Genomic DNA, 19813 nt, shown 5'->3' on the forward strand with positions numbered 1-19813 from the left:
CGGGGGTGCTCCATGCGAAGCGAGCACTGCTGCCGGCAACGGCGGACGCGGAGGACGGCCCGATCCGGTCCGAGAGATCGGGGGGCTCGGTGAGGCCGGGCTCCCCCGCCAAGACGGGTCGCCGTGCGGCCCGGAGCGTTCCGCCCGGTGAAGACGCGATCGTCGGGATCCGTCGCCGGGGACTGTGAGGCGAAACTCGTGCAAGCGAGGTGGACCATGCCAGGGTACCGAGCACGTTCCAATCCCGGCTGAGGGGCGTCCGGTTGCGGTGACCGCGACGCCCGAACCCGGTCCGAATCGCCAGGTCTTCGTCATCGGAGGAGTGCCTATCGAAGCACGTTGCGGCAACGGTCGTTGCCGAACAATTCGGTTGTCTCCTTGAAAACGCATCGGGATCGACGGAGACGTCGTGCCGAGCCGGATGGCAACCGCCCGAATCGGATTCGCGAGACGATCCCCGCAAAGGCCGCATCGGCGTTTCTCTCGGCGGCTTGGGAATGCAGCTCGGTATTGTCCATCGGCTTTCTCGCGAGTGGTACCCCGGCCCGAACGGCCGCGGGCCGAGGAATCTCGGGCGACCATCGGTCAGCGTGTCGAAGCACGCAGCACGCCTCGCGATCACCGATGCGTTTTTTTATGCGCCGCGTCGTGCCGGCTCGAGGCCTTCTCGGCGGCCGTCGTTCGAACGCCTGTCGATCGTTCTCGAAACGTGGTACCCTAATCGTGTTTGTCGTGGAAACGAACACTCGCGGGAAGGAGTCGAGAACGCGTTTCGTGATCGAAGAAAAAAGGGCGAGCGACAGTGACGACACGTAAGGCGGTAGGACTTTTCGTTGCGGGAACCGATACGGGCGTGGGGAAGACGTATGTCGGCGCGCTGATTGCAACGAAGCTCCGCGAGCAGGGGCTTCGCGTGGGGGTCTACAAGCCGGCCGAAAGCGGTTTGTCGCCCGACGAGCCCGACGACGCGACGATCCTTTGGGAGGCCGCGGGCCGTCCCCGCACGCTCGAAGAAGTGTGCCCGCAACGATTCTCGGCCCCGTTGGCTCCCTACTTGGCCGCTCGCGAAGAAGGCAAAGAGATCGACGAGACGCTCTTGTTCGACGGGATCACGCCGTGGTTGGAATCGTCGGATATCGTTTTGGTCGAAGGGGCGGGCGGATTGATGTCGCCGATCTCCGACAACTTGTTCGTAGCCGATTTGGCCTACGAGTTCGGCTTTCCGCTGGTGATTGTCGCTCGGAACGCCTTGGGCTCGATCAACCAAACGCTGCAAACGTTGATCACCGCCGCGGCATTTCGTGACGGGTTGGAAATCGCCGGAATCGTGTTGAATCATCCGCGATCGCCGGAAGACGGGGACGTGAGCCGGGCGACGAATCGGCGCGAAATCGAGCGATTTAGCGGTCCGTCGGTGTTGGCCGAAGTCGCCTGGAACGCCCGCACGTTCGATGCCGAGGTCGATTGGTTCGGCCTGGCAAAACCGGCGCGCGAACCGAGCTGAGGATACCGCACAATAGAACGTAAACACCGGCCGACAGACAAAGCGAGAAGCCCGACGCACGAGGATGCACGATGGAGACGATCCGCGGCAACATCTACGACTATCCGAAGTATTACGACGTCCTCTTCGGATCCGATTGGGCCGCAGAGTTTCGATTCTTGAAGGCCTGTTTCGCGCGGTTTGCGAAACGACCGGTCAAACGTCTGTTCGAGCCGGCCTGCGGCACCGGCCGATTGATCTATCATTTTGCCAAGGCGGGATACGAGGTTTCGGGGCTCGATCTCAACGAAAAGGCCGTCGATTACTGTAATCGGCGGTTCGAAAAAGCGGGGCTTCCGCCCGCGGCGTTCGTGGGCGACATGAGCTGCTTCAAGCTCAAGCGAAAGGTCGATGCCGCTTTCAATACGATCAACAGCTTTCGGCATTTGCAAAGTGAGCCCGAAGCCCGCGGACATCTCGAGTGCATGCAGCGGGCGGTCGCCAAGGGCGGCTTGTACGTGTTGGGGTTTCATTTGACGCCGAAGGGGCGTCCTACCTGCGACCGTGAGGCGTGGGTGGCGCGGCGGGGTCACTTGCAGGTGTCGTCGTACATGGAGTCGCTGGCGTTGGATCGCCGTCGTCGCGTCGAGCGGGTAAAGCTGGTGTTCGATGTGTACACGCCGACGCGGCAGTTTCGGATTACCGACGAATTTCCCTTCCGCACGTACACGGCCGAACAATTCCACCGATTGCTCGATGCGGTAGGCGGCTGGGAAATCGCGGCCACGTATGATTTTGCATACAATATTGATGAGCCGCAGGCGGTAACGGGAAAGTCGGAAGACGTCGTATTCGTGTTGCGGCGGGTGTGACCGGCGACGCCCGGGTATCCCGACGCCCTAGCGCGAGGACGAGCGTACGGAGCGGGACTTTCGGGCCGCCTGTAGGGTACAATTTCGACGGGTTGCACGAGCGTTTTCGAAGCAGCAACCGGACCCGGGAGTAGCACGATCGTGGTTTTCGGCGCCTCGGTGCAGGTGGTGCATGCCCGACCGGCCGGGCAGCTCCAAAATGCATCACAAATCGCAGCCAGATTGTTTCCGGCTTATCGGTTGGACGGCGGGACCGTTCAACTTGCCGGCTGCGCGCTGGAAGACCACTTGTTCGTTCGGCTCAAGGTCCGTCTTGCCGACGATCGCGAAGAAATCTATTTCGCCGATGCGCAGGCAAAGTTGTTGGAGCCGCTGCAAGTCGACGGCCTGGGGCTCCGCGAGCTCGAAACCGGGACCGAACCGCCGGAAGGCTGGTCGGTCAAACGGCTCGACCGCCTGTGGGAAGTCGTGCGCCGCACGATCGCCGAACGGACCGGTTGTACCGAGCCCGAGCCGGTCGAGGTGGTGTGCATCTGGTGCCGATACGTGACCGGCAAGTTGCGATTCCACTTCGGTGCGAAGACGGCCGAGCAATCATTCGCCGGTTGGACCCGCCGGTTGAAGGCGCCGCCGGTGACGTGTCCGGCGACGGGAACGCCCACGTATCACCTCACGCAGACCGACGACGCCCGCATCGCCGCGGCCGAACGTATCGCCGTATGCGAAGAAACCGGCAGTCGCGTGCTCGACATTGATCTGGAAACGTGCGAGCTGACAGGCAAGCGGGCGCAAGCGGGATTGCTGGCGTTGTGTCCCGTGACGGGCCGCAGGATTTTGGCGTATCGGTTGTTACCGTGTCGCTTGTGCGGCGAGGAGGTCGATCCGGAGTGCCTGGAAAACGACATATGCCGGGCGTGTCGGCGACCGGCGCCCGTATCGGCCGACGATCCGCGGATCGTGCGGTTGACCTCGGAGTATCCCTCCTTGGAAAAGTGGGGGCGGTGGCGACTTTCCGAGACGGCCTCACTGTATATTGTCTCCGCCCGCTGTTGGCTGCGGCAGGCAATGTTTGTGTTCGACAAAGATAGTTTGGCGTTGCGCGCCGCGGCGACCGGCGGACGGTTGGCGTCGGTGGAAAAGCTCCGAAAAATCGACCAGCCGCAATCGATCTTGGAGACCGAGACCGACGTAGGATAAGCTGAGGACCGGATCAGCGCGGTTTGGATGCTTTGAACACGGCCGCGGGCAACGGAGAGCTGCGCCGGTCGTGCAGGCGGAACTTCGCGCTCTCGACATCGGGCACGGAGGTCGGGGAAGGCATGGGAATCGAATTTCGATTGGGCGCGCGACTTCGCGTCTGGCTGTGGTTCGGCTTCTTGACGCTCTTGGTTGTGGCGGCGCTGTTGGCGTTGGCGGCCTATCTTGCCTATCGCGCGGCAACCCACGTGCCCGACTTCTACCGTGAATCGTTGGTGCTCGATCCGCAGGCGGCCGCCGAGGCGACCGATCGCGTGCTGAAAAAAGCGGCGGCACTGAGCAACGAGGCCGGGCAACCGGGGACTTGGTCGATCGAGTTCACCGAAGAAGAAATCAACGGATGGCTGGCCTACGACCTGCCGGAGAACCATCCGCGTGCGCTGCCGCCGGGGGTTTCCGACCCCCGGGTGCACATCGAACAAGACAATTTCACCCTCGCCTGCCGCGCCGAACGCAAGGGCGTGCAAACCGTCCTCACCGTGACCGTCGACGGGTACGTGACCGGTGACGGCGAGGTGGCCGTGCGGGTGAAGCGAGCCAGGGCCGGGATTCTGCCGTTGCCCATGGACGAATTGCTCGAAAAGCTGGTCGGCGCGGCAACCAAAGCGGGACTGGGCGCTCGCCGCATGCAGCAAGAAGGCGATCCGGTCATCCTTTTCGACGTGCACGGTTTGGCGGGCAAGGAAGAGATTCTCAAGTTGCAGGCCATCGAGATCGGCGAAGGTGTCGTCCGCCTGAGCGGCGTCACATTGTCTCGCGAAAATGCGGAAAAGGCGTCCTCGTCGTAAACGGCGCAAGCGGGGAGAGGATCCCGCAACGGCAGCGAACGGATATAATATCGAACGGTTCGGTGACCGAGAGGCGTGATCGACGGCCTTGCAGCGGGGGTAAGCTTTTCTTGAAGTTTCCGGCCGTCGGTCGACCCGGCGATTTCGCACGTCGAAACGCGGCGTGCGTGTTCCGGCCCGTGGGGGTCGGTTCGAGGAATTTCATCGTTCCGCCGAAGCGGAAGCGATCATGAACATGCGTGCTGCTCCAAAAAGTTTTCGACTGCATATCGGCATTTTCGGCCGGCGAAATGCCGGGAAATCGTCGCTGTTGAACATGCTTACGCGGCAGGAGACGTCGATCGTTTCCGAGACGGCCGGCACGACGACCGATCCGGTCGAAAAGCCGATGGAGCTCTTACCGTTGGGGCCGGTGTTGTTCATCGATACCGCCGGAATCGACGATGAAGGCGCGTTGGGTGAACAACGCGTGGAAAAGACGCTCCAGGTCATCGATCGGACCGATTTGGCACTGTTGGTGGTCGCCGAAGGCCGCTGGACGGCGTTCGAGGAACGGCTCTTGCAGCTGTTCTACGAACGTGAGATACCGGTGGTCGTCGTGTTCAATAAGTGGGATCTCGATCGTCCGCCCGACAAGCTGGCCCAAGATCTGGAAGAACGCGACATTCCGTGGGTGGCGACGATAGCCAACCGGGGCGAAGGGTTGAACGTGCTGCGGGAAGCGTTGATCCGCACCGCACCGGCCGACTTCATCGACACGCCGCCGATCATCGCCGATTTGGTTTCGCCGGGCGACGTGGTCGTGCTCGTGGTCCCGATCGACAAAGAAGCTCCCAAGGGACGCCTCATCCAGCCGCAGGTGCAAACGATCCGGGAATTGCTGGATGCCGACGCCTACGCGATGGTCGTCAAAGAGCGGGAGCTTTCTGCGGCGTTGCGCGACTTGAATCGACCGCCTGCCTTGGTGGTGACCGACAGTCAGGCCTTCTTGAAGGTCGCCGCCGACACGCCGCCCGACGTGCCGATGACCTCGTTTTCCATTCTGTTCGCGAGGCAAAAGGGCGACTTGTGCCGGTTCGTCGAAGGGGCGTTGGCGATCGACGATTTGAAGCCGGGCGATCACGTGCTGGTTGCCGAAGCCTGCTCGCATCACCCCATCTTGGAAGACATCGGGCGGGTGAAGATTCCCCGTTGGCTGCGGCAATACGTGGGCGGCGAGTTGCACTTCACGCACGTGCAGGGGCACGATTTTCCGAACGATCTGCGTCCCTACCGGCTGGTGGTGCACTGCGGGGCCTGCATGTGGAACCGGCGCGAGATGCTCAGCCGGATGATGCGCTGTCGCCGGATGGGCGTGCCCGTGTGCAACTATGGAATGACGATCGCCTATACGTTGGGAATCTTCGATCGCGCCTTGCAACCGTTCCTCGATGCGTATGAAACCTACAAGCGGCTCATGCGCGAGCGGGCGGCGGCAAAAGAAAACGTCGCCGAGAGCGATTGAACGTCCCGGCGACATGCGGCTCTTTTCGAGGGTAATGACCGGCCTACGGATCAGAAGCCGCGCGCGGCCTTGATGTCGTCAAAGTCGCGCAAGTGGTAGTCGATGCCCACGTAATCGAGCAGGCTGCACAATCCACGCAGGGCCACGCCCAGCCCGTCGGGACCGGAGAATCCGCCGAACTGCCCTCCGCCTTTCACGTGCGGTTCCAGATCCAGGAACACGCCGGGAACGCCTTGGGCGGCGAGCTTCTGTTCCAGTTCGGGCAAGATCTCGGCGAAGTCGCGCAAGATTTGCTCGTGGCCGGTGTCGCCCATGTTCGCGGGAACGAAGTTCTTGAGCATGTCTTCATCGACGTGGCCGCCCTTGCCGTCACGTTGCGGCCGTCGATAGTCCTTGATGTGGAGCCAGCCCAATCCGGGCTTCATCGCAAGGTATTCCTGGTAAATGTCGTCTTGCGTGTAGCCTTGGACCACCAGGTTCGCACCGTCGAAGATGAGCACCATCGCCGGGTGATTCACTTGCTTGTAGATTTCGGCCAACAGACGACCGTTTTGGCCGACGAGATTCGCTTCGACTTCCAGACCGAAGATCACGCCCGCCTTTTGGCACGCGTCGGCGATTTGCCCCAGCTTGTCCGCGACCTCGGGAATGTGCGGTTCGGGATCGGTGTCTTTCGGATGATAGAACGAAAAACCGCGGATGAGCTTCGTCTCGAAGCGGTTGGCCAATTCACACGCCCGGGCGACGTCTTCGGCCAGGTACTTTTCAAAGGGGATGTAGACGTTTTTCGTACCGTCGTCGACGTCTTTGAGCTTCACCTTACCGATCGGGGAGCCGATCGACGACACCTTCAGGCCGTAGTCGGCCATCAGTTTGCGGACGGTGTCGATCTCGTCGTCGGTCAACTTCATGACGTTCTTGATGCCGTTGCCGACGTCGATAAACCGAATGCTGAAATACTGCAAGCCCAACGCGGCGAATGCGGCGAATTGTTCGACCGCCGTCTTGTTGATGGCGGCTTCGTCGGCGAAACCCGAAAGCAATACGCGGGGACGTTGTGCCATGAATGAATCTCCTTGTGATGTTTGGGGGGACAAGAACACCGGCGCAAATCGATACGCGACAAAAATCCTTGCGCGACGTCCGAATCTCGATGAACCTGTTTCGAGATCGTTGCAGGAGTTCGCTATTGTCACCCACCCGAATTGCGCCGACAACCCCCGCAAGATCGGACGCTTTCGCGCGAACAGATCATTGAGAAGGCATTTCGACTCCGTTTCGGAGGCCACTATTCTGAGGGGTTTTTCGTTGATCCTGCCGTGGTATTTCGTATCATGGACATTGGGTTATTTGGGTCCATCTTTTCCGAAATTTTGCGACAGGCGGAAGTCGTCGCCGGCTGACTGCGATCGGAGCACCTCGAAGGCACCGGCGGATCGGGAAATGCGTCGCTGGTAAGAGGAGTTTTGTCATGAGCTCGCGATTGTCTTTGGCGATTCTTGTGCTTGCGCTCGGCCTGTTTGTCGTCCCGGTCGAGCGGCTTTCGGCCGAAACGCGAAGTTGGAAGACGCAAAGCGGAACGACCTTCAAGGCTGAGTTCGTCCGCATCGATGACGGCAAGGTCGTTTTCATGCGAGGAACCCGACCGACCCTCGTTCCGTTTGCGTCACTTTCTCCCGAGGATCAAGACTACCTGCGGGAATTGCTCACCAAGCAGGGACAGGCCGATTTGATTCCCGACGTTTCGGCGACTCCGGCGCCTTCGACGCTGCAGCGGCCGACAGCATCGGCGAGTCCCGCGAGAAGGCCGGGTGATTCGGCACCGCGACCGGGCGCGGGTTCCGGGCCGTTCCAGACGCAACCCGATATCGGTTCGTCGCCGGGCAATAACGTACCGGCAAGGCCCGGATTGCCGGCCGGTGTCCGCCCGCTCGACGAGGTGCGTGCCGAGTTGGGCCCCGACGCCACGCCCGAGCAGATCATCGAGGCGATGTTCGGCGACGGCGAACGCGTGTGGCGGGATCGGCGCGGCAAGCAGCTTCGAGCGAAATATGTGCGAGTGGACGAAACATCGGGGACGCTGTACCTGTCGGCCGACGGTAGAGAAATCGGTGTTCCGATCATCGGCCTGAGTCCCGAAGACCAGTTCTATGTCCGGTTTCGCATCATGATGGAGCGGCAGCTTCAAACGGTCGCCGGTGCGTCGTCGCGTCATGAATCCTCCGGCGGATTCGCGGGCGCGAGTCCTTTCGGCAGTTCACCGCCGCAAATGCCCGGCTTCGGATCGCGGCCTGCGGGCGGTTCCAGCGGACAGGTCGTCTCCGGTCACGATGCCGAAGGCGAAAGCGAATACGGTTCGATGCCGTCCGCTCCGGGGAGTTTCGGGATTGGTTCGGCGAATCCCATGCGCGGCGTGATCGGGACCGCCGACGAGGAATACGAAGAGGAATACGAAGAGGAACCCAGCGGCCACGATGTGGGAACCGGGCACGATGTCGGGGCTCCGTCCGGCGGTTACGGCTCGCGACCGCCGGTGAACTCGCTTGCATCGGCCGAAACGGGGCACGATGTGGGCGGTTCGACGCCCGAGTCGTACGGTTCTCCCGGCTCCTCGGCGCCTACGTCGCCTCAGTTGACGCCGCCCGTCTCTCAACCGGAAATAGAATATGAGGAAGTTTGGGTGTGGACCTGCGAGTCGTGCGGTTACGAGTTCGAGGCCAGCGACGAAGAAGTCCACACCGGCATGAAGTGCCCGAACTGCGGCATCGTGTTTGCCGAAATCGATCGCGACGGCGACGGCACGTATGAAGAAAAATCGGCCGTGGCCCAGGCCGGGTTCTATACGGGAATGGTGAAGATCGTCGTCAGCGTGATCGTGTTGCTCGTGTCGCTCGGTGGATTGGTAGCCGGGATCAAGAAAGCCTCAGGGTGAGGCCTGGAAATCGAGACGGCGGGGCATTCCTGGGACGTCGCGGAGAGAAGAGGCCCGCTTCGGTCGGAGACTCATCGATGTTGCCGATTCGTTGCCCACACTGCACCGGGCGTCTGAAGGTTCCGGCCGAGGCGGTGGGCACGTTGCGACGCTGTCCGCTGTGCGCAAAGGTCTTCACCGTTCGGCCTCCCAAGCCCGAGTCGGAGATGCCCGCATACGCGACGGCTGCGGAAGGTTCCGATCCGGGCGAAAAGTACGTGGGGGCGATCTGCCCGACCTGCCACGCGTCGTTGTACGCGCCTGTTTCTCAGGCGGGCAAGGAAATCACCTGCGACGATTGCGGGACGCGGGTCCGCTTGCCCCACAGGCCGACCGCCGCTGATCGGAAGACACGGCCGTCTCCGCCCGAGGACGCTTCGGCGGAAGACGTCTACGAGCTGGCCGACGAACAGTGGTATGCGGCCGATCGTCGTCGGGGAGACGAGCAACGATACGTCTCGGTGACCTGCGGCATGTGCGGCACTCGCGTGACGGTCGAGCGAAGCCGGGTCGGCACCACCGTACGGTGCCCCGATTGTGATCATCCCGTGGTGATTCATGAGCGGCCGCCGGTCGAAAAGCCGTCATGGGCGAGTACGGCCGCCCGCCTGGGGAACACGTACGGCGTGAAAAAGGCGGCCCCGGTCGAAGAGCCGAAGTATCGCTTTCTCGTCGATCCGGAGCGGGCGAAAGAACGCTTCATGTTCGATCGCGAGTTGCCCGACCCGCCGCGGTTTCCCTTTTTGAGCGGTGTGTGGACGTATCCCTTCTATCGCACCACGTGGCAACCGATGGCGTTCGCGGTCGTTGTCGGTATGGTTGCCGCGGTCTTGATCGAGTTCATCGCGGTCCTCTGGCAGGGGGTAAGCCTGGGATCGATCTTGGTCGTGTTCATGCTTCCGGCGGCCGCGGCTTTCGGCCTGTTTTGGTTTTTCGGCGCAGCCTCTACGGCCTTTGGTACGATCGCCGTCACCAGCGAGGGCTACGACCGAGCCGAGGGCTGGTCCCAAACGCCATGGATCGATCGGGTGGGCATCGCGCTGTACTTCGCATTTGCCCAGGGGTACACCTCGGTCTTCGTTTGGCTGGTCGCCGGGTTGGTCGGGCATTTCGGCGGCAGTCCCGTGTGGGCGGGTATCGTCACGGCGGCGCTTGCGTACCCGATCTTTTTGCTTTCGGAATTGGAACGAGGATCCCCCTTCGAGCCGTACTCGGTGGTCGTGTGGTCTTCGCTGGTTCGCCGGGCGGGCATGTGGATTCGCTTTCACCTGGTAGGCAGCGTGCCCGTCGGTTTGGGCCTGCTCGCACTGGTGTGGCTGCGACAGCGGATCGGCGGTTTCGCTTGCGCGCCGATCGAAGTGATCGTGCTCACTTATCTGTGGATGGTTTATCACCGCCTGCTCGGCCGAGTCGGATGGTGCCTGAACCAAACCGGCACGCGCGACCGCACGCAAAGCCGGCGAGACCGCGCCGCCGCAAGCCGCGAGTTGGAGGTTTCGGGGGAAGATCTCCGTGCCGCACTCGAGCGGCCGCCCCGGCATTGATCGGGCGATCGCTTCCTGGCCCGCGCGGTTGTGCAACAGGCGTGTTGCCGAACGCGATCCGCCTACCGCGCCGAGGTCTTCAGCGGTCCGTGTTTCGCTTCCAGCGCCTCGGCGATGGCCAATGCCAAATCGACGTCCTTGCACGGTTTGGTGAAGTACTTCCACACGCGACCTTCGTTGATCGCGCGAATGGCGGCCTCGACGCTGGCGTGCCCCGTGAGGACGATCCGTGTCACCTCGGGAAAGAAGTCGGCGACCCAGGCCAGCAGTTCACTGCCGCTCATGCCGGGCATTTGTTCGTCGGCCACGATCACGTCGACCGGCCATTTCATGAGCACGTCCTTGGCTTCTTTGCCCGACCGCGCGGTGAAGATGCGGTAAGGTTGATGCCGCAGTGTCCGCAGCAGGCCGCTGAGCACGTTCGGATCGTCGTCGACCAGTAGCACCGTTCCGTTCATTGTGTTACCTTCTCCGAGTCGTCGGTTCATGGCGGTCGTGTCTGTTTCCTTTCGTCGGGCGGCGGATCAGTCACCGGTATCGGTGGTCAGCGCGCTGACGAGCACGGTGTCGCGTCCGGCTTCGTCGTCGGTTTGCAGGTCGCGGACGGGCAACCGAATGATGAAGGTCGTTCCCTTGCCGACTTCCGATTCGAACGAAAGCACGCCGTGGTGTTTTTCGACGATCGTGTTGTACGCGATCGCCAGGCCCTGGCCCGTTCCCCGGCCGACGCCCTTGGTCGTAAAGAAGGGGTTGAATATCTTGTCCCGCAATTCTTCGGGAATCCCCGTGCCTGTATCGCCGATGCGGGCTTCGACCCAATTATCGTCGATCTTGCGGGTGGCGAGCGTGATCGTGCCTTTGGTTTCCGTGCCTTCCACCACGTCGGCGATCGCGTGCGCCGCGTTGACGATGATGTTCAGCACCGCCTGATTCAGTTCGGCGGTGAAGACGGGAACCTTCGGCAAGTCGGGGGCGAATTCGGTCTTCAGTTCGGCCACGTACTTCCACTCGTTTCGCGAGACGGCGGCGGCGGTTTCGAGGACGTGGTTCAAATCGACCGGCTGTTTCTCGCTGCTTCCCGGGTGCGAGAATTCCTTCATCGCCCGCACGATCGTAGCCACCCGTTCGACACCGTCGAGCGATTGGCGAATTGCTTGCGGGATTTCTTCGCGGAGGTACTCCAGGTCGGCGTCTTCCAACGCCTCGTCGGCCTTGGCAAGGAGTTCCCGGGGCACGGGGCCGCTTTTGGCTGCTTCGTGGACGGCGTTCAACGCCTCGATCACGGCATCGAGATCGCCGAACGAGTCTTTGAGGAAGCGGATGTTGTCGCCGACGTACTGGGTGGGCGTGTTGATTTCGTGGGCGATGCCCGCCGCCAGATGAGCGACCGCTTCGAGCTTCTGCGCCTGGGCCAGGTGCCCTTCCATCTTCTTGCGCTCACTGATATCGACGGTGATCTCGGCCACGAACCAATCGCCGTTTTCGTCCTGGTAGGGGATGGCGGTCGTTTGGACCGGGCGGTTGTTTTCCCGCGGCAAGTTGTGTTCGACGACCACACGTTTTTTCGTTTGCAGCGCCTTTGCGGCGGCGCAGGTCCAGCAGGCCTCGTCTTTGCCGCAGAAGTACTCGTGCGATGTCTTGCCGCGGAAGTCGCCGTAGATTTTCTGTCGATTGCGGTCGACGTACAGCATGCGGCACTGCCCGTCCATGATGCTCATCCCGGTATTGGTGACTTCCAACAGCATTTCCATGCGCTGGTGCAATTGTTGGGCGTCGCGCGTGGCTTGCTGGGCGTTGAGAATGCTGCCGATGCGTTCGGCCAGCTCTTCGACCAGGGGGCGGTGCCGGTCGAGTTCTTCTTTCAGTTCCGTGGGGACGTCACATTCTTCGACGGCGACCTCCAACGCCCCGACGTATTGGTCTTGTACAAAGATCGGCGCGCTGACGACGAACGGCGTATCGACGAAGCGATCCGATAAGTACGTCTGTTCGTGCAGCGTGAGTCGCGCGTGAACGGTACCGACGTTTGGGAAGGCGCCGGGGATCAATCGCACGGCGCGTTGCAGGAATTCTTCCACGGAGAGAAATTCTTCGGCCAACCGCGTGATCGCGAACATCGTCTCGATCTGCCGCGTTTGACGCTCCAGTTCGGCCGACTGGGTCCGCAGCTCTTCTTCCGTCGCCTCGCGTTGACGTTCCTCTTCGGCACGGTCGAGGCGGGCCTTGAGGATCGGGCCGAGGTAGCGGGCAATGCTTTCCAGGGTGTCGCGCTCTTGTTCGGTGTAGTCTTCTGCCTTGTTGGCGACGAAGAGCGCCCCGATCAGCCGATCGCGATAGACGATCGGCGTTCCCAGGAATCGCGTGATGGGCACATGGCCCTTCGGCGGTGTGAAGGAACGGTTGGCAAGGATCGTTTTTCGTTCCGTGAGCACCTTGCCCCACACGCCGCCCCATACCTTGCGAGGGAGGACGATCGATTTGTCGGCCATCCGGCACTGCTGCCAAATGTCGCGGGTCATCGACGGGCACACCAACGATCCTTCGTGGTCGATGTACCCGAAGATGCCGTACCGACTCTTCAATTTCGTCAAGATGATCGAAAGAACCTCGGCATACGCCTCTTCGCCCGGGAAGGCCAAAAACGTGTTGGCGATCGTCGTGAACAGTTCCAATTGGCTTTGGGACCGCATCAACGATCGCTGTAGTTCGGCGTTGCCGGCTTGCACCACACTGACCATGACCGAATGAATCCTGCCCTCTTGCGTGCGCATGGGGATGGCCGTGATCGTGGCCTGGAATTTCTCGCCGTCGGTGGTCGTGCGGACGGCAGTTCGCGTTACCATGCGATTGTGGCGTAAGGCCGTCATGGCCACGCAGCATTCGCCGCCGTCTTCATTGCCTTCTGAGGGAAGCACTTCGCAACAGTGCTTGCCGAGGAACGCCTCTCGTTCGGCCTGCATCAAGGTGCAGAAGGCTTCGTTGACGTCGCGGACGACGCCTTGCGTGTCGACCAGTAATCGTGGGACACCGTCTTCCAAGACGTTGGAGGCAAGCGCCTGGCCTTGCAGTTCGGTGAACGCCATATTGGCTTGGGCTTCGCTTCGCCGGCGGTCGGAAAGAACGCGTTCGACGACCGCGGGAAGTTCGCGGGTGATCTTGCCGGGACCGCTCTTGCGGAAAAACGCCGCGTTGCCGACGTGTTCGGCCTTGAAGGCGACCTCTTCGCTCGCCGAGGCGGTTGCCAGGATGGCCGCCGGCAAAGGACGCATGCGCTGTAGTTGTTTCAGTAGTTCCAGTCCCGTCATGTCCGGCAGGTAATAGTCGGTCATGACCAAGACGAAGTCGCCTCGCCGGTACGCTTGGATCGCTTCCTCGCCGTTTTCCACCGCAGTCACGGGATAACCCGCCCCTTCCAAGACTGCGGCGAAAAGACGTCGTTGGTCGTGATCGTCTTCCACCAGCAGAATCGGATGACTCTCGGCCGTCATCGGAATGTTTCCTTCTTGGTTATACGTTTGGGAAAACCGTAACCGGGGTGCGATGAGGCTTACTCCAAGAGATTGCTCAGTTCCTGCATCGAGGTGTCGTCGAAGGAATCGACGGCGTCGTCGGTTTGTACGGCTTGTTTTGCGGGTACGTACACGCGGATCGGCTTCGAAATTCCGACATTGATCGCATAATTCCGCAGACGCAGCCGGATGGCCGGTGTCACGACCTGCCCCTTGCTGCAAAGCAAGGTGCCTTGGACCGAAACGACGTCGTCGGCCAGCACCGTGCCGTCTTTCAGGTCGGCAATCTTCACCTGGCGCACCACGTGCACCTCTTCGATGTTCAGGGTGCGGCGGAAGGCCTCGACGACCTTGGGGTCGTACCAGCCGTCGCGGTCGTTGATCTCGGCCAGGGCGATTTCGGGGTTCAGGCCCACGTTGCACAAGGTGTCCCAGTCGAGGGCCAACTTGAGGATGCGGCTGCCCAAGGGAATCTGGTCACCGGCCACGAAATCTTCGGGAAAGCCCGACCCGTCGTAGTGTTTCTCCTGGTAACCGACGATCTCGGCGACTCGATCGAGGCGGGGGATCTTGGCCAGCAATTCGCGGGCGAGTTTGGGATGCGACTCGTAGATTTCACGTTCTTGAGGTTTCAGTTCCTCGCCGTTGTACACCTTTTCGAGAATGTGGGCGGGTACGGCAACACAGCCGATCTGGGAAAGCATGGCGGCAATTTCGACCTGCCACGTGTTCGGCACGCGCATCGCCTTGCACAGCTTCGAGACGGTGGCGCGGACACGGGACGCTCGGCCGAAGGCTTGAGGCGAAACGGCCGTCAAGATTTCGGTGAGCACGCGGACGCTGCCGGCCAACGTCTTCGACAAGAGTTCTTTTTCGGCGGTCACCAGCCGGTATTGTTCGATGCCGGCATCGAGCATCTTGGAGAAGGTTTCGGGCGGACACGGCTTCGTCATGAAGCGAAAGATGGCACCCTCGTTTACGGCCTGGATCGCGGTTTCTTGGTCGGCATTGCCGGTCAGCATCATGCGGACGGTTTCCGGCGCGATCTCCTTGACCTGGCGCAGAAACTCGATGCCGTTCATGCCCGGCATTTGCATGTCGGAAACGACTACGGCATACGGGCCGCATTCGCGGACGGCCTTGAGGCCGTCTTCGCCGCCCAAAGCGACTTCGAGGTCGTACCGCTTGCGGAGTGTCCGCTTGTACGCCTGGAGGACGTTCGGGTCGTCGTCGACGCAAAGGACTCGCTCGATCATGCCGATACTCCTGTAAATTGAAATTCGCTGCACATGTCCTGCCACTTTTCGAGGCGCTCTGTCCAACCCCGGCGTTCCAAGAATTCGCGATCGAGTGTTTGGGGACGACCGATCAGGTCGCTCAGGCTTTCATCCATGACGCAGCCGACGACGTGCAGGATGCTTATCTCTTCGAGGAGTTCGGGGTCGTCGGTCGGGGCCTCACTCGGTGTGCGCACATGCTTGGCGACGGTAATCACGTCGCGCGGCAAGCCCCACAATGCCAAGAAGTAGGCGCCCACTTCGTTGCGCGTGGCTTGGAAGACCTCGCGTTCGACCTCGGGCAAAGCCATTTCGTAGCGGACGGCCTTTTCCAGAAGCGAGATGTAGAAGTCGATGTCTTGCGTTGCCAACACCAGCATCCCGACGTTCATCAGCCGTCCGGCCAGATGCAGGCGGCGCAACCGACTCTCCGACAATCCCTCGGCTTTGCCGATCTTCATTGCGCCTGCCACGATGGCCTCGTGTACGCGGTTGAAAAGGGTCAACAGTTCCGTTGCCTTGGGCGAGGCTTCGAGCGGTTGCAGGGCTTCCGTTTCGAGTACCAGCGGCCGCATGACGTCGGTACCTAGTAATCTCGCAGCCTGCGCCGCGCCCGAAACTCGCTGCGGCGATCCGAAAAAGCTGCTGCTGACCAGTTGGACCAACTTGGCCGTCACGCCGATGTCGCGGGAGGCAATCTCGGCCAGCGCATCGATCGACGTGTTCGCGTTCCCACATTCGGTGCGCAAGTCGGCGATCACCTGCGGTTGGCATGGCAGGCATACGATCGCACTGACGCGCGAACGAATGGCGTCGTTTTTCAGCTTGTCGCGCAAATTCGACACGCCGCAGACGGTGCTTTTGAGCAACTCGGCATCGCACGGTTTCGAAAGAAACTGATGGGCCGGGCCCGCCGCCTTGAGTACAGAGGTCTTGTCGCACTGCCCTGAAAGGATCAACCGCACGGTGGCCGGATAGCGTTGCCGGATCGTTTCGAGCAGCTCGGCACCGCTCATGCCGGGCATGCGCATGTCGCTGACGACGACGTCGGTCGGCGCTTCCTGGAGCATTTCCAGGGCTTCGGCGCCGCTTTCGGCGAAACGCATGTCCCATTCCCGCCGATGGCTGCGCAACAAGCGCCGCAGGCCGTCCAGCAGCTTGCGTTCGTCGTCGACGAAGAGGATTCGTTTTTTGGGTGTTTCCCTGGTTACATCCATAGCGAGTCCTCGAGACGAAAGGCGTCCACCGAATCTTGGATGTGTTGTTTCAAGGCGAGTATGTCGTCGAACCGGCGTTCGAATGCAGCGACGATTTGCGGATCGAAGTGGCTACCGGATGCCCGCCGCAAATAGTCGAGCGCGTCTTGGTGGCTGCCCGCCTGCTTGTACGGGCGCCGCGATGTGAGCGCATCGAACACATCACACACCGCCGTGATGCGCGATACGAGGGGAATCTTGTCGCCGGCCAGTCCGATCGGATAGCCGGTTCCGTTCCACTTTTCGTGGTGGGTCAGGGCGATTACGGCGGCCGTATCCAGCAAAGGATCGATCGTGTCGCTCGGGCTTTCGCAGTGATACCAGTTCAACAGCGGCGCCATGACCGAGGCCCGACCGCGCAGGATCTGCTCACCGAAGACGCAGTGCTTTTGCATCAGCGCCCATTCGCCGGGAGAGAGCGGACCGGCCTTGAGCAAGATCGCGTCGGGGACGGCGATCTTGCCGATGTCGTGCAGCGGTGAGGCCAACAGGAGCATCTGCTGGTCTTCGCGCGGCAGGCCCAAGGCTTCGCCGATCAGCCGCGAGAAACAGGCGACGCGGACGACGTGATTGCCCGTCTCGGTGTCGCGGTGTTCGGCGACCATTCCCAACCGAAAGACGACTTCGAGCCGTTGCCGGGCGATCAACGCCTGCTGTTTGGCGATCTGCTCGTTGAGCCGATCGGTGATTTGCTCGAGTTCGTCCTGGCGTTCCTTCCATTTGAGCAGGCTTTCGATGCGGGCGGTCAGTTGCCGCGACCGTACCGGTTTGTTCAACAGGTCGAACGCACCGCTTTCGAGCGCGCGTTCTTTCAGGTCGTCGTCTTCCATGCCCGTCAGCACGACGACCGGCATGTTCTTGTTGTGCGGAATCTCCTGGACCCTGGAGACCAGTTCGAGACCGTCCATCTTCGGCATCTTCAGATCGGTCACCAGGGCGTCGTACGACTCTTCGGTGAGGCGATCGCAGGCTTCTACGGGATCGTCGACGAATGCCAAATCCCACTCGTCACGCCGTGACCGCAGGCAGCGGGCGATTGCGTCGAGCACGGGACGCTCGTCGTCGACGAACATGATGTGCTTCTTGTCGTTCATGGCTTGGGGCCCGTCGAGGCTTCTTCGGAATCCAGCGGCAAGCGGACGATGAAGGTCGTTCCTTCACCCGGCGTCGATTCGACGTCGATCGATCCGCCGTGCTTGTTCACGATGATGTTGCGTGCGATGGCCAGCCCCTGCCCCGTACCTTTGCCGACCGGCTTGGTAGTGAAGAAGGGATCGAAAATCTTTTCCAGGTTTTCCGGCGGAATACCTGTTCCGGTGTCGGCGATGCGGATTTCGACCGCCCCTTCGACCCGGCGTGAAGTGACGGTGATCGTGCCTTTTTCTTTGGGGGATTCCCCGAGCTTGTCGCCGATCGCATGCGCCGCATTCACGATCAAATTCAGAAAGACCTGGTTGATTTCTCCCGCCAAACATTGGACCGGCGGCAGATCCTCGGCCAGGTCGGTTTTCAGCTCGGCGACGTATTTCCACTCGTTGCGGGAAACGGTGATCGTGTTCTCCAAAGCGCGGTTCAAGTCGACCGCCTGTTTCTCGTCACCGCCGGGATGTGAGAACTCTTTCATCGAGCGGACGATTTTTCCGACGCGTGCGACGCCTTCGAGCGATTGAGAGATCGCCGAGGGAATCTCTTCGAGCAGGTAATCGAGGTCGGCTTCTTCGGCGGCACGGCGAATGGCATCGAGGACGTCGGGCGAAGGTGTTTCGGAGTCGGATTCGGCCAATCCGCGGCAAAGCTGCAAGAGCGATTCGAGATCGTGGAACGAGTCTTGGATGAAGCGGATATTGTCGCCGATGTATTGGGTCGGCGTATTGATTTCGTGGGCGATTCCCGCGGCCAACTGACCGATCGATTCGAGTTTTTGGGCTTGTCGCAGTTGGGCTTCGAGTTGACGGCGTTCGCTGACGTCGGTGAAGGTGACCACACGCCCCGCCAGGTGTTCGCCGTCGTGCATCGGTCGGCTGGTGAACGTGACGGGGAAGTGCGTTCCGTTCTTGCGCCAAAACAGGTGATTGTCGAGCGGGTTCGACGCTACGACGCTCGAATCACCGTGGCAGACGGGGCAGGGCGAGGGCAGGGGGGAGCCGTCGACATCCTTGTGGATCGTTTCGTGCATGGGTTTCCCGATCAATTCGTCGGGATTCCAGCCCAACAGCGATGCCGCGGTGGGATTGACCCACAGGATGTTTCCCCGGGCGTCGAGGCCGATGATGCCTTCGCCTGCCGAATTGAGAATCAATTGCAGCATCAAGTGAAGACGCCGCAGCTCTTCTTCGCTTTCTTTTCGCCGCGTGATATCGCGGAAGATCACCGTGTACAATTGCGTCGTGCCGATCATGACCTCGCTGACGGCCAGCTCGACGGTGATCGGCTTGCGATCGCTGCGCAAAACGACGACTTCCTCGGTATGCCCCGGGCATTCAAGGCAATTGCGTTCGCACGAACCGCGGCGACATACCAAGCGATTGAACAAACCGGTTTCACGTTCTTCGCCGTTATCGCCCGCCAATGTATCGATGTGTTTGCCGACGATTTCGTTGGGGGCGTAGCCGAGGATACGTTCCGCCGCCTCGTTGAGCGACCGGACGATCCCCTGGTGATCGACGGTCAAGATGCCGTCGGCTGCCTTGTGCAGGATCGTTTCGATCTGCCGGAAATGTTCTTCCTGTTCCCGCAGCCGTTCCTCGCGTTCTTCGACGGCCGCATTGACGGCTTCGGTGTGCGAGGCCTTCATGGCCGCGACTTCCACCTTCAAGTGATCGACGCGAGTTTGCAGCTTGAGGAGTTCCTGCTGCTGGCGGAAGATGACGCCGGAAAGAAGCCCGCCCAGCCAGGCGGGAATCTTGGGAACGTCGGCCGCCGGTGCCGGGCCATCCTTCGTACAGCCGCACGTCAACTCTTCGCCTTGGGCGGTATCGACCAGGCAACCGATCCAGATGGGCCCGCGACGGCTGAGGTGCCGCCAGGCGACGACGCGACAACGACCGTCGGTGCCGGGGAGAACGGCGCAGTCGACGGCGGCGTCGCCGAGTTGCTCGTGGATGAAACGACGGCCGAATTCGAGGTCGGCTTCGGGGATTTCTTCGTCGAGCTGGAGTCGACTGAGTATGTCACCCTCGGGCGATTGCAACCACACGGCCGAAAGCCCCCAGGGCTCGACCGACAAGGCCACCCGCTCGCCGGGATCCTCGCCGAGAATCGGGTTTACCTCGGCCAACAAGTCGTCCAGGTTGTCGAGAAATGCCGTCATCGGACCGTCCTCGCTCTTCGCAATGTCGACCGAACGAGGTTC

14 protein-coding genes are annotated in these 19813 nt (G+C 61.4%); 7 read left to right on the forward strand and 7 right to left on the reverse strand.

The features are described 5' to 3' along the window. The first annotated feature begins 802 nt into the window (after window positions 1-802). The 5 genes from bioD (at window position 803) to hydF (ending at window position 5904) form a co-directional block, all read left to right on the forward strand. The gene (gene bioD / locus ACYQ2I_RS02460; protein WP_460165404.1) at window positions 803-1504 is read left to right on the forward strand and encodes a dethiobiotin synthase; all 702 of its coding nucleotides are present in this window, start codon (window positions 803-805) and stop codon (window positions 1502-1504) included. 71 nt (window positions 1505-1575) lie between these two features. Further along, window positions 1576-2355, forward strand: coding sequence for a class I SAM-dependent methyltransferase (locus tag ACYQ2I_RS02465; RefSeq protein WP_460165405.1), 780 nt, complete (start codon window positions 1576-1578; stop codon window positions 2353-2355). A gap of 141 nt (window positions 2356-2496) precedes the next feature. Continuing rightward, window positions 2497-3552, forward strand: a complete 1056-nt coding sequence (locus ACYQ2I_RS02470) for a hypothetical protein (RefSeq protein WP_460165406.1) — start codon at window positions 2497-2499, stop codon at window positions 3550-3552. A gap of 122 nt (window positions 3553-3674) precedes the next feature. Beyond that, a complete protein-coding gene (locus ACYQ2I_RS02475; protein ID WP_460165407.1) occupies window positions 3675-4400 on the forward strand; it encodes a hypothetical protein in 726 nt (241 codons plus the stop codon). 229 nt (window positions 4401-4629) lie between these two features. Further along, window positions 4630-5904 (forward strand): [FeFe] hydrogenase H-cluster maturation GTPase HydF, encoded by a 1275-nt coding sequence (hydF, locus tag ACYQ2I_RS02480; RefSeq protein WP_460165408.1) that lies wholly within the window; start codon window positions 4630-4632, stop codon window positions 5902-5904. 50 nt (window positions 5905-5954) lie between these two features. Here hydF and ACYQ2I_RS02485 read toward each other — a convergent pair whose 3' ends face one another. After that, window positions 5955-6968 carry a sugar phosphate isomerase/epimerase family protein gene (locus ACYQ2I_RS02485; protein WP_460165409.1) on the reverse strand — a complete coding sequence of 338 codons (1014 nt, stop codon included), beginning with the start codon at window positions 6966-6968 and terminating at the stop codon, window positions 5955-5957. A gap of 407 nt (window positions 6969-7375) precedes the next feature. Here ACYQ2I_RS02485 and ACYQ2I_RS02490 point away from each other — a divergent pair, with 407 nt between their 5' ends. Beyond that, entirely contained in the window at window positions 7376-8836 is a 1461-nt protein-coding gene (locus tag ACYQ2I_RS02490) for a DNA polymerase III subunit gamma/tau domain-containing protein (protein WP_460165410.1), read from the forward strand. 77 nt (window positions 8837-8913) lie between these two features. Further along, entirely contained in the window at window positions 8914-10419 is a 1506-nt protein-coding gene (locus tag ACYQ2I_RS02495; RefSeq protein ID WP_460165411.1) for a TFIIB-type zinc ribbon-containing protein, read from the forward strand. 62 nt (window positions 10420-10481) lie between these two features. Here the strand turns inward: ACYQ2I_RS02495 and ACYQ2I_RS02500 are convergent, their stop codons facing one another. The 6 genes from ACYQ2I_RS02500 to ACYQ2I_RS02525 form a co-directional block, all read right to left on the reverse strand. Next, on the reverse strand, window positions 10482-10877 hold the full coding sequence (locus ACYQ2I_RS02500) for a response regulator (protein WP_460165412.1): 396 nt from the start codon (window positions 10875-10877) through the stop codon (window positions 10482-10484). 66 nt (window positions 10878-10943) lie between these two features. After that, window positions 10944-13907 (reverse strand): ATP-binding protein, encoded by a 2964-nt coding sequence (locus ACYQ2I_RS02505; RefSeq protein WP_460165413.1) that lies wholly within the window; start codon window positions 13905-13907, stop codon window positions 10944-10946. A 59-nt stretch (window positions 13908-13966) separates the two neighbouring features. Further along, window positions 13967-15184: an HD domain-containing phosphohydrolase gene (locus ACYQ2I_RS02510; RefSeq protein WP_460165414.1), complete on the reverse strand. Its 1218-nt coding sequence runs from the start codon at window positions 15182-15184 to the stop codon at window positions 13967-13969. Next, window positions 15181-16422, reverse strand: a complete 1242-nt coding sequence (locus tag ACYQ2I_RS02515; RefSeq protein ID WP_460165415.1) for an HDOD domain-containing protein — start codon at window positions 16420-16422, stop codon at window positions 15181-15183. Before ACYQ2I_RS02515 ends, ACYQ2I_RS02510 begins: the two co-directional genes overlap by 4 nt. After that, window positions 16413-17555, reverse strand: a complete 1143-nt coding sequence (locus ACYQ2I_RS02520; protein ID WP_460165416.1) for an HD-GYP domain-containing protein — start codon at window positions 17553-17555, stop codon at window positions 16413-16415. The genes ACYQ2I_RS02515 and ACYQ2I_RS02520 overlap by 10 nt, the downstream gene beginning before the upstream one ends. Beyond that, window positions 17552-19771, reverse strand: a complete 2220-nt coding sequence (locus ACYQ2I_RS02525; RefSeq protein WP_460165417.1) for a PAS domain S-box protein — start codon at window positions 19769-19771, stop codon at window positions 17552-17554. Before ACYQ2I_RS02525 ends, ACYQ2I_RS02520 begins: the two co-directional genes overlap by 4 nt. Window positions 19772-19813 lie beyond the last annotated feature (42 nt).

The sequence above is a fragment of the Thermostilla marina genome, assembly GCF_054657455.1.

Excerpts from the sequence above, each read along its gene's own strand:
- ACYQ2I_RS02500 (WP_460165412.1), bottom strand. The coding sequence starts at position 10,877 with ATGAACGGAACGGTGCTACTGGTCGACGACGATCCGAACGTGCTCAGC.
- ACYQ2I_RS02490 (WP_460165410.1), top strand. The coding sequence starts at position 7,376 with ATGAGCTCGCGATTGTCTTTGGCGATTCTTGTGCTTGCGCTCGGCCTG.
- ACYQ2I_RS02510 (WP_460165414.1), bottom strand. The coding sequence starts at position 15,184 with ATGATCGAGCGAGTCCTTTGCGTCGACGACGACCCGAACGTCCTCCAG.
- ACYQ2I_RS02495 (WP_460165411.1), top strand. The coding sequence starts at position 8,914 with ATGTTGCCGATTCGTTGCCCACACTGCACCGGGCGTCTGAAGGTTCCG.
- ACYQ2I_RS02475 (WP_460165407.1), top strand. The coding sequence starts at position 3,675 with ATGGGAATCGAATTTCGATTGGGCGCGCGACTTCGCGTCTGGCTGTGG.
- ACYQ2I_RS02505 (WP_460165413.1), bottom strand. The coding sequence starts at position 13,907 with ATGACGGCCGAGAGTCATCCGATTCTGCTGGTGGAAGACGATCACGAC.
- ACYQ2I_RS02525 (WP_460165417.1), bottom strand. The coding sequence starts at position 19,771 with ATGACGGCATTTCTCGACAACCTGGACGACTTGTTGGCCGAGGTAAAC.
- hydF (WP_460165408.1), top strand. The coding sequence starts at position 4,630 with ATGAACATGCGTGCTGCTCCAAAAAGTTTTCGACTGCATATCGGCATT.
- ACYQ2I_RS02465 (WP_460165405.1), top strand. The coding sequence starts at position 1,576 with ATGGAGACGATCCGCGGCAACATCTACGACTATCCGAAGTATTACGAC.
- ACYQ2I_RS02520 (WP_460165416.1), bottom strand. The coding sequence starts at position 17,555 with ATGAACGACAAGAAGCACATCATGTTCGTCGACGACGAGCGTCCCGTG.
- ACYQ2I_RS02485 (WP_460165409.1), bottom strand. The coding sequence starts at position 6,968 with ATGGCACAACGTCCCCGCGTATTGCTTTCGGGTTTCGCCGACGAAGCC.
- ACYQ2I_RS02515 (WP_460165415.1), bottom strand. The coding sequence starts at position 16,422 with ATGGATGTAACCAGGGAAACACCCAAAAAACGAATCCTCTTCGTCGAC.